This is a genomic window from Mucilaginibacter sp. (assembly GCF_041660805.1).
Taxonomy (GTDB): Bacteria; Bacteroidota; Bacteroidia; order Sphingobacteriales; family Sphingobacteriaceae; genus Mucilaginibacter.
The window spans coordinates 1-14343 of sequence record NZ_JBAZVP010000055.1 but is presented as its reverse complement, the minus strand read 5'-3'; the positions used below and the strand labels follow the sequence as shown (position 1 = coordinate 14343).

General features: G+C 37.3%; 10 protein-coding genes. 8 read left to right on the top strand and 2 right to left on the bottom strand.

Annotated features, from left to right (window positions below):
- Window positions 1–1253 (bottom strand): sigma-54-dependent transcriptional regulator (locus WC743_RS27630; protein ID WP_373016789.1); only part of this gene is annotated, 1253 nt, incomplete at its 3' end.
- A 461-nt stretch (window positions 1254–1714) separates the two neighbouring features.
- Complete coding sequence (locus WC743_RS27625) at window positions 1715–2164, bottom strand: GNAT family N-acetyltransferase (RefSeq protein ID WP_373016788.1); 450 nt, start codon at window positions 2162–2164, stop codon at window positions 1715–1717.
- 557 nt (window positions 2165–2721) lie between these two features.
- Between WC743_RS27625 and WC743_RS27620 the strand changes: the two genes are divergently transcribed.
- From WC743_RS27620 to WC743_RS27585, 8 genes are all read left to right on the top strand, one after another.
- The gene (locus WC743_RS27620; protein WP_373016787.1) at window positions 2722–4155 is read left to right on the top strand and encodes a TonB-dependent receptor plug domain-containing protein; all 1434 of its coding nucleotides are present in this window, start codon (window positions 2722–2724) and stop codon (window positions 4153–4155) included.
- Window positions 4115–5884: a TonB-dependent receptor domain-containing protein gene (locus tag WC743_RS27615; protein ID WP_373016786.1), complete on the top strand. Its 1770-nt coding sequence runs from the start codon at window positions 4115–4117 to the stop codon at window positions 5882–5884. The genes WC743_RS27620 and WC743_RS27615 overlap by 41 nt, the downstream gene beginning before the upstream one ends.
- 19 nt (window positions 5885–5903) lie before the next feature.
- A complete protein-coding gene (locus WC743_RS27610; RefSeq protein ID WP_373016785.1) occupies window positions 5904–7394 on the top strand; it encodes a RagB/SusD family nutrient uptake outer membrane protein in 1491 nt (496 codons plus the stop codon).
- 208 nt (window positions 7395–7602) lie between these two features.
- Window positions 7603–8619 carry a hypothetical protein gene (locus tag WC743_RS27605; protein ID WP_373016784.1) on the top strand — a complete coding sequence of 339 codons (1017 nt, stop codon included), beginning with the start codon at window positions 7603–7605 and terminating at the stop codon, window positions 8617–8619.
- 186 nt (window positions 8620–8805) lie between these two features.
- Window positions 8806–9588: a polysaccharide biosynthesis/export family protein gene (locus WC743_RS27600; RefSeq protein WP_373016783.1), complete on the top strand. Its 783-nt coding sequence runs from the start codon at window positions 8806–8808 to the stop codon at window positions 9586–9588.
- A 15-nt stretch (window positions 9589–9603) separates the two neighbouring features.
- The gene (locus tag WC743_RS27595; protein ID WP_373016782.1) at window positions 9604–12018 is read left to right on the top strand and encodes a GumC family protein; all 2415 of its coding nucleotides are present in this window, start codon (window positions 9604–9606) and stop codon (window positions 12016–12018) included.
- Window positions 12019–12081: 63 nt separating this feature from the next.
- A complete protein-coding gene (locus tag WC743_RS27590; protein ID WP_373016781.1) occupies window positions 12082–12939 on the top strand; it encodes an ABC transporter permease in 858 nt (285 codons plus the stop codon).
- Window positions 12940–12963: 24 nt separating this feature from the next.
- Window positions 12964–14226: a polysaccharide ABC transporter ATP-binding protein gene (locus tag WC743_RS27585; RefSeq protein WP_373016780.1), complete on the top strand. Its 1263-nt coding sequence runs from the start codon at window positions 12964–12966 to the stop codon at window positions 14224–14226.
- Window positions 14227–14343: the final 117 nt, after the last annotated feature.

Here is a 14343-nt window from a genome sequence, read left to right as displayed (position 1 = left end):
TTTTTATTGCCTTTGGTATAATTTAGTACTTTACTTATATGCTGTTTCTCGATGCTTTGCAGGTCAAAGGCGTTACTGTCAGCATTTTGGTTGTTAAACTGCTGGGGCAGTGTATCGCGGGTAAGGGTATCATCGGCCAATATTACTGCACGCTCCATTACGTTTTTCAACTCACGGATATTGCCTTTCCATTGATGCCTTTCAAGCAAGTTTAAAAACTCATGGGGCATACTAACAACTTTGCCTGCTTTGTCTGCAAAGAATTTAAGATAGTATTTGGCCAGAAGTTCGATATCATCTTTACGTTCATTTAAAGAGGGGAGGTTGATAGTGAAAACTGACAAACGGTAAAACAGATCCAGCCTGAATTTCCCTTCTTCGGCATCCTTTTGAAGATTACGATTAGTGGCGGCCATAATGCGAATGTTCACCCTGGTGGTTTGTGTATCGCCCAGTTTAATGAATGTTTTACTTTCCAGTACGCGCAAAAGTTTGGCCTGAAGCTCCAGGCTCATCTCGCCTATCTCATCTAAAAATATGCTGCCGTGATGAGCTTCCTCAAATAGCCCTTTTTTGTCTTTTACAGCTCCGGTAAAGGCACCTGCTTTGTATCCAAACAATTCGCTTTCCAACAATTCGCCGGTAAAGCTGCTGCAATTAATAGCTACAAAAGGCATTTGCCTGCGCTGGCTTTCATTATGTATGGCTGATGCAAACACCTCTTTACCTGTACCTGTTTCACCTAATAATAATACAGTAGTATCAGAAGCTGCTACCTTGCGGGCCAGGTTTACAGCATCCATAATTGCCTGAGATTTCCCTATTATTTGAGTAAAGCTGGCTTTGGCGCTTATTTTTTTATCAGCATCAAAAGCAATGCGCTGTAGTTGTGCTTTTTCAACTGCCTGGTTAAGCAGAGGGATTATTTTATCATTATCATCACCTTTAACAATGTAATTGAAGGCGCCGTTCTGAATAGATTTAACACCATCATTGATGGTGCCGTATGCAGTAAGATTAATAACTTCTACATATGGCTTTTTAGCTTTGATTGTTTTTACAAGGTCAATGCCATTTACATCGGGTAGTTTTACATCGCTTAACACTACCAGTACATCTTCCTGCTCAAGCAACTTCAGGCCATCCTTACCTGTGTAAGCCTGCAACACACGAAATCCCTCTAATCCGATAATGCGCGATAGCAGATCGTTTAACTTTTTTTCGTCATCGATGATAAGAATGGTTGTTTGCATTCAGGATTATTAAGCAACATTTAAATGAATACAATAATAGAAATAATTTAATGTTTGTGCACGTTAAGCTTAGTTACTTATGTTAATGATTTAAACTCAGCACGGTTGCTTTAGTAACTTTTTAAGTTGGCCAAATAGCATATTTGACCTACGCGGATTAAAATTTAAGTATAGAATAATCCATTTGTGAAGGAGGCAATAAAAGGACATTCTTTTGGCCTTAAAACTATCTTAAGCATTATGCGTTAGCGATATAAAGAATGAGTTATGAATAATTTTTTCAGAGGTATTATAGCAGCATGGGGCGCTAAAAAATTAGGCGGAGGCTGCTTCTCTACTATAATAATATTTATTGTGATTTATGTGCTGTTAGGGAAATGCGACCAAAAGTCTCACGCAGCACCAGCTAAAGCCAAAATTGAGATTGTAAGTAAACATTAATATATAAAGGTATGCTCCCCTTATGGATTCCTGATCATATCTATATGCGGTATCCCATCCTCATCATAAGGCTCGCCAACGGCAATAAACCCTAACGATGTATAAAAATTTAGAAGGTAAGCTTGTGCACCTATTTTAATAGTGCCTTCGCCAAACATTTGCGGGCATTTTTCGATAGCTAAATTCATTAATACCCGGCCTGCGCCTGTTCCCCTGTATTTGGGGTTTGATACTACCCGGCCAATAGACATTTCATTAAAAGATAACCCCGGAGGCACCAATCTTGCGTAAGCTGCAAGTTCATTGTTATTAAGCAGCATCAGGTGATGGCATTTCAGGTCCTTATTATCGGTATCCAGATAAACACAATTTTGCTCAACAATAAATACCTCATTACGCAGCCGTAAAATGTTGTACAGTTCTATTGCCGTAAGATCATCAAAAGATTTAATAAGAGGTGTGAATTCCATATTCAATAATAGATAAAATACAGCATAAGGCTATATAATAATACCAAATTGTTCAATTAATTTATGAATATGGCTGCGTTTTATAACATGCTTTATATAAGGTGATTACTTGATGAATTGGTTAATTTGTTTTCGTTATAGGTAATAAAATATAATTTAAAAAAGCTTTCTATTATTCCTAATTATTACAGATATTGCTAGATAGTTCTTACGACCAATTTGACTTTCTAATATAATTTTCTTGTTTTTAACTTTTAAAATTTCAGTGAATGCTGTTTTTTTGAAAAAAAATGCGCTGTATACGCGGCTTTGTGGCTTTTTGTTTCGTCTTTAAAGTATTTTTTTACGTATTGTAAAAAATTTACTTCTATTTAGTGTGTCTAAAACGCCTGTTTGTTGCAATTCGCCAACAAATTACTTCCATTTATTAATAATTATAGCTGTTTTTGTTTATGCTGTTATTAATTTGTTAACTTTTTAACAATATTTTAACAATATTTTTTGGAATATAATAATATTGTTATAATTTGAACCACTTAACTATTAACTTTTAACGCATGAAACAAAAATTACTCAATTTTGTATTGGGTTTGTTGTTATTAGGCAGCCATGCCTATGCACAAACCAGAACAGTAACTGGTACAGTTACCGGAAAGGACGACGGAAAAACACTTCCTGGAGTTTCCGTAGTCGTTCAAGGTACCCGAACAGGTACACAAACAGGCCCCGATGGGACCTTCTCAATTAAAGTGCCGGCTGGCCAGTCACTTGTATTTAGCTTTATTGGTTTTACATCACAAACCGTAAAACCCGGTGATGAGAGGCTTAATGTAGCGCTTGTGGGTTCTGCAAGTGCCTTAAACGAGGTTGTTGTAACCGGTTACGGTGGCCCAACCACAAAAAGGGATAACGTAGGTAGCTTATCATCTGTAAAAGGTAAAGACCTAAGTGAACAACCGGTACAAAACTTTCAACAGTCATTAGGCGGCCGCGCAGCAGGTGTACAGGTAACCATCCCAAGTGGGGTTGTAAATGCGCCTCCTGTATTCCGTATCCGCGGTACAAACTCAATTAACTTAAGTTCGCAGCCACTTATAGTAGTTGACGGTATTATCAGTATTAGCGGTGATGTTAGTGCTACTAACTCAACAGGTAATGCTTTAGGTAATATTAACCCTGAAGATATAGAGAGTGTTCAAATTTTGAAAGATGCTGCTGCTACTGCTATTTATGGTAGCCGTGCTGCAAATGGTGTAATACTTGTTACTACTAAAAAAGGTAAAAAAGGTAAAACCCTTGTAACTTTTGATAGCTGGATTGGTTCTGCCAAAGCTACAAGGTTGCCCAAAATTTTAGATGCATTTCAATATACCGAAATAAAAAATGAAGCTCTGAGGAATGCAGGGCTGTACAACACAGGCGCAGCCACTTCTACTGCACCAACAAGGTTCTATGCTTTATCTAACGATGCAAATGGCAATCCTATAAATACTAACTGGAATGACTATGTTTATCGTACAGGTGTAACCACCAACAATACTGTGAGTATGAGTGGTGCTAATGAAACTACAAGCTACTACTTATCAGCCAACTACAGTAAGCAAAAAGGTATTTTGCAGGGTAACGAATATGGCCGCAGAAGTATATTGGCCAACGTTGACCACGCCGCAAGTAAATATGTTACAATGGGTGGTAAAATCAACTATTCAAACGAGCGTAACTATGCTTCGGCAAGTACGGGTTCAGTATCAGGTACAGCCTATGGTACAGAAGGTTTAGGCCGTATTGTTTTAGTATTGCCACCAAACATTTCACCATATAATAATGATGGTAGCTACAACTTAAATGGTAGCGCAATAGGTACACAAGGCAACACTAATATTGGTGTAACTTACCCTAACATTTTGCCTATACTTGATTTAAACCGTTCAAATAACGAGTTGCAGCACATTGCATCAAACGTATATTTTCAGGTTAAACCAGCATCATGAACCAGCATCATGGGTAACTTTAAAAACTGTTTATGGTATTGATTATATCTTTTCTGATAATGATATATTTAATAACCCATTACAGGGTAATGGTAACCCTAACGGTAGTGCTACAGCTACCTATGCTAAATTTAAAAACTACACCTGGACAAATACAGCGCAGTTTACACATACTTTAGTTGCAAAACATAACTTCTCGTTATTGTTAGGTAATGAGCAAACACGCCGTACTACAGAGGGTTTTGGTATAGCACGTACTGTATTGTCTGACCCTGCATTTAACGTAATACAGGCCGGTTTTACCACTAACGGAACAGCCGGTTTACAGTTAACTGAAAACTACCTGGTATCATTCTTCGGTCGTTTAGATTATGACTTTGATAAAAAATACTTTCTTTCTGCTACAGTACGTAGAGACGAGTACTCGGCATTTGGCCCTGATAAGAAAGCCGGTTATTTCCCGGGTGGTGGTTTGAAATGGGATATCTCACGCGAAGGTTTCTGGAGCTCTATTAAAGCCGATAAAATTTTCAGTAGCTTCCAAATAAGGGGTAGCTATGGTAAAGTGGGCAATAATATTGGTTTAGGTGATTTTGCATCAACCAGTTTCTACTCATCGGGTGTATATAACACAAACCCAACATTAGCTCCTTCACAAACAGGTAATGCTGCATTAGGCTGGGAAACCAGTAAGAAATTAGATGTAGGTGTTAATTTCGGAGTTTTAAATAATAGAATTACCGCTGAGGTTGCTTACTACAAAAATGATATATCAGGCTTAATATTCAACGTGCCACAGGCGCCATCAGCAGGTTTAGCATCTAACCCGCCATTGAACATTGGTTCTATGTATAACAAAGGTTTAGAAATCACTATTGATGCCGACGCCGTAAGAACCAAAGACTTTACCTGGACTCCATCATTCAACATCAGCTTTAATACCAACAAAATAACTGCTTTAGCCCCGGGTACCCCAAGGTTGATCAGCACTACTTCAGATTTGGAAACCACCAATATTTCAGAAATTGGCAAACCACTGGCCAACTTGTACATCGTTCGCACGCATGGTGTTGACCCGGCTACAGGTCGCAGGATATTTGTTGACGGAAGTGGCCGCGATGTTTATTTCGACTTTTATGGTGCAAACCGCTGGACGTATGCTGATGGCAGCGTAGCGCCTGCTATTACCCAGGCTGCTGATGCTGTTAACTACAAACAATCACAGCCTAAAGGTTTTGGTGGTTTCAGCAATACTTTCCGTTATAAAAACTTTGATTTAAGCTTCTTACTTACCTATCAGTTTGGCGGATCTATGTATTATGGTACAGGATCAGGGTTGCTTGATCAGCGTTTCTGGAACAACACTGTCGATGTATTAAACAGGTGGACAGCTCCAGGCCAAATTACAAACATTCCGCAGGTTAAGTACAATGATAATATCTCAAACGGTTCAACAATGCCATTAGATATCCATGTATATAGTTCAAACTTTATAAAGCTTAAATCAGCGAATATTGGTTATTCAATACCAAAAAGTTTATCAGCTAAATTAGGTATTAACAATGTACGTGTTTATGTAAGCGGCTATAACTTGCTTCTTTTCACAAAATATCCTGGTCCTGATCCGGAAGTATCATCGAATGGTACAGGAAATGCTAACCAGGGTGTTGACCGTAATACAGCAGGTAACCAAAGGACGCTTACTGCAGGTTTATCGGTTAAGTTTTAAACAATAATTTTAACAGAAAATGAAAAAGAAATTTTTAATGATATTGGGCATGGGAGTAATGTTAAATTATTCTTGCCAAAAAGATAAACTATCGCCTATTTCACAAACATCAGTTACTAATGATGATAACTTTTTACAGTTTACCACTGCACCGCGTATACAGGCACAAGTTTTAGCATTATATGCAAATTTAAGGAGTGGTGTATTTATGGGCGGCAGGTACCAGGTATACCAGGAAATTAAGGCTGATAACTGGATCAATTTAAGTAATAATGGTGTAACCAACACAGCTACCTGGAACCAAAGTGTAACAGGTACTACAACAGAGGTGCAAACCCTTTGGAACCAGGCATATTTTACCATCAATAACTGTAATTTGTTTATTGACGGTATGGCTGCGAAAGGGGCTGCAATAGTAACACCTGCACAAGCAGCTAACTATGTTGCCGAGGCTAAGTTTATAAGAGCTTTATGCTACTATGATCTTTTGCAAATGTATGCACGCCCTTATTATGATGGTAATGGCAGCAAACCTGGCGTGCCTTTACGTTTAACAGGTAATGCCGTATATGGTAATTATGATTTAGCCAGAAGCTCTGTGGCTGAAGTTTATGCACAGGTAGTAAAAGACCTGAATGAAGCAGAAGCAGGGTTGCCACTTATTTATGCTGACGCCGCAACAATTACCACACGCGCTCATCGTAATACTGCCATTGCTTTAAAAACAAGGGTGTATTTAACTATGCAACAATATGCTAATGTAATTACCGAAGCTAACAAAATTGTGGGTACAGCCAATTTTACAGCATCAGCCGGTAGTGCACCAGCAGGCGGTGTTAACAACGCTTTACAAGCCGATGTAACAAACGTTTTTAAAGCGCCATACACAACAACTGAATCCATCTTCTCGTTACCGTTTATCACTACTGAAACCCCTGGTACACAAAACCAGTTAGGTTTTTATTTTTACAATAATGGTTCAGTGCTTAATGCCGAATATTATTTGAACCCAGCCGGTGTAGTGGCCGATGCAAATTGGAAAGCTACAGATAAAAGACGTGTTTCTTTTATAATAGCTTCTACCAATGCAGCACGTTTAGGTTTCAGATTTTTGGCTAAATATGCCCAGCCTTCTCCGTATACTGATTGGGCACCGGTTATACGTTATGCCGAAGTATTACTGAACCTGGCAGAAGCAAGAGCCCGTGTTAACGGTGTTGATGCACAAGCTATTGCATTATTAAATGCAATACGCGGCCGGTCTGATGCAAGTACTGTATTTACTGCGGGAAGCTTTGCAGGTGGCCCTGCCTTAGTAGATGCTATTTTGCAAGAGCGTAATATTGAATTATTAGGCGAGGGTTTAAGAAACACAGATCTGGTACGTTTAGGTTTAACTATACCAGCTAAATCTGGTGGTGCGCCTGCAGTACCTGCTTCTGATCCAAGATACATTTGGCCAATACCAAACAATGAACTTTTATATAACAAATTAGCTACTCCTAATTAAGAATAGTAAATAGTTAATAATAGACCCGGGGCGCTGTAATAGTGCTTCGGGTTTTTTATTGAGTAAAAGTCAATTTTATCAGCTCTGCCTTATTCCTGATATTATACTTTTGCCGGTAGTAATATCGCCTAATATAAAACCATATGGCGCCTATTGTTTACCTGCGTGTAAAATGTATTTTTGTTAGCAGATAAAACAGAGCAACAATTTGAGTCAGTCAGGCCGGTTAAATCCATTGGTTAATCTAAATGATACCAAGCTTCCAATTTTCTTTTTGCAATTAGGCAGCAACACAAGCTTGTTTTTTGACATCGTATTGAAACAAGCCGCCTTAACGAATGGAACGGAGAACGTTTTCATACTTACCGATACAAATTTTCAACTGTACCGCGATTATAACTGTATAGATATATCAGGTTATGCACAAACCGAAAGACCGTTTGACAAACTATATAAGCATCATTCTACAAATACTTATTTCTTTGAAAAGACCTGTTTTGACAGGTGGTTCATTATCAACGATGTAGTAAAGGATTTGAATATCAATTACTTTGTTTATGCTGATTGCGATGTGCTGATATTGCAGGACCTTAAACCGGTATATGATAGTTTGATAAAGAACAAATATGATGGTACCATGATGTTTTTTGAACGTGATGATAACAGCATTACATCGGCACATACCTCATTTTGGAACAATAAATTGTTAAATGATTTTTGCGATTTTATAAACGCCAAATATTCTGATGAAACAGCATTTAATGTATTATTAAAAGATACACTTGCCGGTAAATTTTTAGATAATACTAACGTATCTGACATGATATTGCTTAATGTTTTTAGGATAGAGACAAAGCCAAATACACTAAAATTACTTTCGTTAGAAGATAAGGGAATTTGCTTTGATTTTAACATAAATGTATCTTATAATGGCCGTAGGCATAGTTTTGTACTTACCTCAGGCACTAAAATTAAAAAGATGATACGGAAGGGTGATGGTTTATACGGGCATGTGCAGAACACAGAAAAAAAAGCCGAATACCTGAAGTTTTATACCCTACATTTTCAAGGGTATTTAACTAAGTCTTTGATCCCGGTTTACGCAACCCCTGCTAATATTTTAAATAGTTTGTATAACCACATAACCGGCAAAACCGAGTATTTTAAACGGCGGGCAAAATTATTAAAAAACCGTTTTAGAGATTTATTAAGAACTAAACGTTAATAAGGTGATATGCCCGGATTTTACAATAATTTGAATACTACAGCTCTTTTTTAGAAATATTTACTATTTTAGGGTTTAACCGAATTATATTAAAAAAGTGAATTAATTGAACTAATAATTTTTAAGTTTGCAAGCAGCTATCTCTTTAATTTAAACAGACATAGTAGCGTATGTTGCTGTGATTATATGAAAAAAACTACTACCTATTCTCTGCTGATCCTTCTTTTCGCGATTATATCATTATCCTCATTAAATTCATGTGTAAACGCAAAGAAACTTACTTATTTTAATAACATAGTAAGGGACAGCACCTCTATTGTACCGGTAAATAAACTGGAAACAATCATTGCTAAAAACGATCTGTTAAGCATTAATATATCCACACCGGATGTAGCTACAACCAGCATGTTAAACTCGCAATTTGCAGTTAACGGGGATGGGCAAGGCGGTGCTAGCGGATACCTTGTAGATGAAAAAGGTGTAGTAAAATTACCATTAATAGGCGTTGTAAATGCAGCAGGGTTAACTAAAAGCCAACTTGCAACTACAATTACAAATGTTATTTTAAGTAAAAAAATTGCTATTGACCCAATTGTTAATATCCGTATAATTAATTTTAAGATTACAGTACTGGGTGAAGTTACCCACCCGGGTGTTTTCCCTGCGCCAAATGAACGAATGACCTTGCCCGAAGCATTGGGTATGGCCGGTGACCTGTCTCCATATGGTAAACGCAATAATGTATTATTGATAAGAGAGGTTGAAGGTAAAAGAATTTATAAACGATTTAGTTTAAATAAAGACCAACTATTTGATCAGGAAATATATAATCTTCAAAATCAGGATATTATTTATGTTGAGCCTAATAATGCAAGGGCAGCAACAGGTGATCGTACAACCCAGCTACTTCCTGTATTTTTTAGTGTAGTATCGCTCTTATTAGTTATTTACACCCAGTTTATTAGATAATACCTTATCTTTTTAATGAAAAACACCACCAAAAATAATACATCTAATGCTTTTGAAGGTTCAACCACCAAAAATGCGCTTAGTGCTATAGCGTTCAGATACTTGCCTTTTTGGCCCATATTTGTACTTACCATTGTTACCTCATTAGTAATAAGCTATTTTTATATTCATTACCAAACACCAATTTACGAAGCCAGCGCTACTATTTTGCTTAAAGACCAAAACGGCGGCGGTACTGATGCGAGTGTTTTACAGGCACTGGGTGTTTCGAATTCTGCAAAAGTTGTAGAAAATGAAATAGAAGTAATAAAATCGCGTATTTTAATGCAGCAGGTGGTAAAGGACATGGGTTTATATGCCCAGTTCTATAATAAGGGTACGTTTAGGGACATCCTAATTTACCCCAGCCCGGTAACTTTTGTCGCGCTTAATCCTGATAAGGTTCCGGATGTAGGTTCAATTCCTGTTTCTTTCAATTATTTGAAATCACAAAATGCAATTGTTTTAGGCAATAAAAAATATCCTTTGTCTACCCCTGTGCACACACCTTATGGAGATTACATCATAAATCTTACAAAAGAAGGTGCCGATATGCAATTTAAGGGAGAATATTATGCTTACATCCGTAATGTAAAACCTACCGCTAAAACCTTATTGGGCGCGTTAAAGGTTGCTTCAGCCGCACGTAACTCATCATTAATTGCTTTAAGCCTGGCCGATCAGGTTCCGACACGTGCAGAAGATGTATTGAATAACCTGGTGCGTGTGTATAACGAAGCGGGTATTGCGTATAAAAATGCAACCGCATCAAATACACTTGCTTTTATAAATGAACGCTTAATTTCGGTTACCAAAGAATTATCAACTGTTGAAGGAAACTTGGAGGAGTATCGCAAACAAAAAGGAATTACAAACCTTTCTGCAGAAGGATTGACCTTTATAAGTAGTGGGCAACAGAATGTTGAAAAAATGGCGCAAATACAAATACAGTTAGATGTATTGACCCAGGTAGAAAAGTATGTCATAAAAAAGGGAGCAGGTTCTGCCCTTGTACCCTCAACTTTAGGATTAAATGATCCGTTATTAGGGCAACTGTTAGATAAGTTGTACTCCGCCGAGCTTGAACTTGCAACAATCAGTAAAACTGCTGGTGAAAATTCACCTTCTGTAAATGCTATTAAAGAACGTATAACACAAATAAAACCGGGCATACTGGAAAACCTGCGGGGCTTGCGTCAAAATTTAATCACTACCCAAAACAGGCTGCTATCTGAAGGTAGCAGAAATTCAAATCAATTAAGAGATTTACCACAAAAAGAGCGGGTATTTCTTGAAATAACCCGTAACCGTAGCATTAAGGATAATATTTATACACTATTGCTTACTAAACGTGAAGAAGTACAACTTTCACGTGCAGCATCTGTTGCCGATAGCCGTATTGTTAATTATGCCGAGAACAAAGGCGGGCCTATAAAGCCAATACCATTAAATATTTATTTAATGGGCCTTTCGGTAGGGGTAATTGCAGGTGTTATTTTTGTGTTATTAAGAGAGCAATATAACCAGGAAGTATTATTCCGATCAGAGATTGAAAAAGCAACAGATGCTGCTATACTGGCAGAAATTTTACATGACGATAGTGGTCAAACCCTGGTAATTAAAGATGGTAGCCGAACGATAGTTGCTGAACAATTCCGGGCATTACGAACTTCGCTAAACTTTATAGGGATACAAGGCGATAATAAAACAATTTTATTAACCTCATCTATATCTGGCGAGGGTAAAAGCTTTACTGCCGTTAACCTTGCAGTAAGTTTGGCCTTAACCGGTAAAAAGGTGGCTATTATGGAGTTTGACCTTCGTAAACCCAAAATAAGTAAAATGCTGGAGATTGACCAGGAGCCGGGTATTAGTAATTACTTAGCAGGATTAGCTACTTATGAACAAATATTGCTTTCAATGGCCGACAAAAAAATACCAGGCCTTGTGATATTACCTGCCGGAGCCATTCCACCTAACCCTACCGAGTTAATGCTTAACGGCAGACTTGACGTGTTGATGGCTAAACTTAACGAAGATTTTGATTATATCCTTATAGATTCGCCGCCTATTGGTTTGGTAACTGATGCCAAGATCCTTAACAAGTATGTTAATGCATGTTTATATATGGTACGCCATAAATACACACCTAAGTACTATTTAAATTTGATTGATACTTTATATGCTAACAAGGAGTTAACCAATATAAACATTGTTTTTAATGGTTTAAAAATGAGAGGCATATTAGGGGGCTATAGGCAGGGTTATGGAGTTGGCTACGGCTATGGCGCTGGTTATGGTTATGGTTACGGCTATACCAATGATGAAAAAACTAAACAAAGCTTTGCATCAAAAGTGGGTGGGGTTTTCAATAAATCGGGTAAAAAATAATTTTCTCAGGTGTAAGGGTTTAAGAGAGATTATTGCATAGTAAGGGTATATATTAAAAAACATATGGAAGCAAACAGTTCAAATCAGGAGTGGGATTTAGAAATTAAACCTCATGATACTGTTTTTAATCTGCACCTAAGAGATGTTTGGAATTACCGTGATTTACTGTGGTTATTAGTACGGCGTGATTTTGTATCCTTTTACAAGCAAACCATTTTAGGCCCGGTATGGTTTTTTATCCAACCTATATTTACTACAATAGTATTCACCTTTGTTTTTGGTAACCTTGCCAAAATTAGCACAAATGGTGCGCCACAGCCATTATTTTACATGGCAGGTATTGTGTCATGGAGTTACTTTGCTGATTGTTTAACAAAAACATCAACCGTTTTCAGAGATAATTCAGCCATATTTGGTAAGGTGTATTTTCCGCGTTTAATTATGCCGTTAAGCATCGTATTCTCTAACCTTATTAAATTCGCGGTTCAATTTATATTGTTTATCATTTTAATGGTTTACTACCTTATACAAGGGAATAATATAGAGCCAAACTGGTACATTTTATTATTCCCCGTTATTATGTTGTTAATGGCTATTTTGGGGTTGGGCTTAGGCCTGATTATTACCGCCCTAACTACTAAATACCGGGATTTGGCTTTTGTGGTAACTTTTGGTATACAGTTGGCCATGTATGCAACCCCGGTTATTTATCCACTTTCATATCTACAGGAAAAATATAGGATTATTATCGCTTTAAACCCTATGTGTGGATTGATTGAGACCTTTAGATACGGGTTTTTAGGTACCGGTCAATTTTATCCCGGAGCATTTATTTATAGTATTATAGCCAGTTTAACAATTTTTATTATTGGATTGGTTGTTTTTAATAAGGTTGAGAAGAATTTTGTTGATACTATTTAAGCTATTTGAATCATATCTTTTGCTATGAGTGATATTGCTATTAAAGTTGAAAATTTATCTAAAGCATATCAGTTAGGTGATTTTAGTACCGGGACAATTAGCCGGGATATTGACAGATGGTGGGCCCGGATCCGCGGTAAAGAAGACCCTTTTTTAAAAATAGGCGAAGCTAATGACCGTGCAATAAAAGGCACAAGTAACATTGTCTGGAGTTTAAAGGATATTAATTTAGAAATAAAGCAGGGCGATGCCATAGGCATAATTGGAAGGAACGGTGCAGGCAAAAGTACGCTACTAAAAGTATTAAGCAGAATTACATCGCCTACGCAAGGCAATATTAAAATAAAGGGCCGCGTTGCCAGCTTATTGGAAGTGGGTACAGGTTTCCATCCTGAGCTTTCAGGTAGGGAAAATATTTATTTGAACGGAGCCATCTTAGGGATGCGTAAAAAAGAAATAGCCCGTAAATTTGATGAGATTGTTGATTTTTCTGGTGTTGAACGCTATATAGATACACCTGTAAAGCGCTACAGTAGCGGTATGTATGTGCGCCTGGCATTTGCTGTCGCGGCTTACCTTGAAAGCGAAACATTAATAGTAGATGAGGTACTTGCTGTAGGTGATATCGAGTTCCAAAAAAAGTGCCTGGGTAAAATGAATGATGTTAGCAAAGGCGAAGGCCGCACAGTGCTTTTTGTAAGTCATAACATGGGCAGTATTTTACAGCTATGCAATGAATGTATTTTATTAGACCAGGGCAGAGTAGAAAAAATAGGGCTGCCCGAAGATGTTGTTAAAGATTACTATAACAAAAGCGTAAACCAGGTAAGTTTGTTTAGCGGTAAAGAGAGCGATATTTATATTAAACAATTATTTACCTGTAATTCTGAAAATGAAGAGACCTCAAATTTTTCTCATTCAGAGGATATTAATTTAAGAATAGTTATAGGTATAAATAATTACGACCCTATACAAAATATTGGCTTAGCACTTTTAACAAGAGATAAAAGACGGGTTTTTACAGTAAACAAAGCACTATCTGAGTTTTATAAAGCAGGCGATACCGAAATAATTGTTGATTTTAGTATAGCGGGAGGCTTGATCGCACCCATGAATTACTCTTTTTTAATAGCGTTAAATACCCGTACCGGTCTTATTACCTATGACATGCAAGACGATATTTGCCCTGTAACGGTATTTGATAATGGAACCGAGTTTGCCTTTGCAGAGGGTATGGATTACGGTTGTATTATTGTAAAAGATAAATGGAAGCGCATAAACAGCTAGGAGATATATGTATACTGAAATAAAAAAGTGCAGGATAAGCGGGAGCACCAATCTTATAAAGGTTTTATCTCTTGGCGAACAATACCTTACCGGTGTATTCCCCAAATCTGTTACTGA

Coding starts and splice junctions, on each gene's coding strand:
- WC743_RS27590 (WP_373016781.1), top strand. CDS start 12,082: ATGGAAGCAAACAGTTCAAATCAGGAGTGGGATTTAGAAATTAAACCT.
- WC743_RS27620 (WP_373016787.1), top strand. CDS start 2,722: ATGAAACAAAAATTACTCAATTTTGTATTGGGTTTGTTGTTATTAGGC.
- WC743_RS27600 (WP_373016783.1), top strand. CDS start 8,806: ATGAAAAAAACTACTACCTATTCTCTGCTGATCCTTCTTTTCGCGATT.
- WC743_RS27625 (WP_373016788.1), bottom strand. CDS start 2,164: ATGGAATTCACACCTCTTATTAAATCTTTTGATGATCTTACGGCAATA.
- WC743_RS27595 (WP_373016782.1), top strand. CDS start 9,604: ATGAAAAACACCACCAAAAATAATACATCTAATGCTTTTGAAGGTTCA.
- WC743_RS27610 (WP_373016785.1), top strand. CDS start 5,904: ATGAAAAAGAAATTTTTAATGATATTGGGCATGGGAGTAATGTTAAAT.
- WC743_RS27585 (WP_373016780.1), top strand. CDS start 12,964: ATGAGTGATATTGCTATTAAAGTTGAAAATTTATCTAAAGCATATCAG.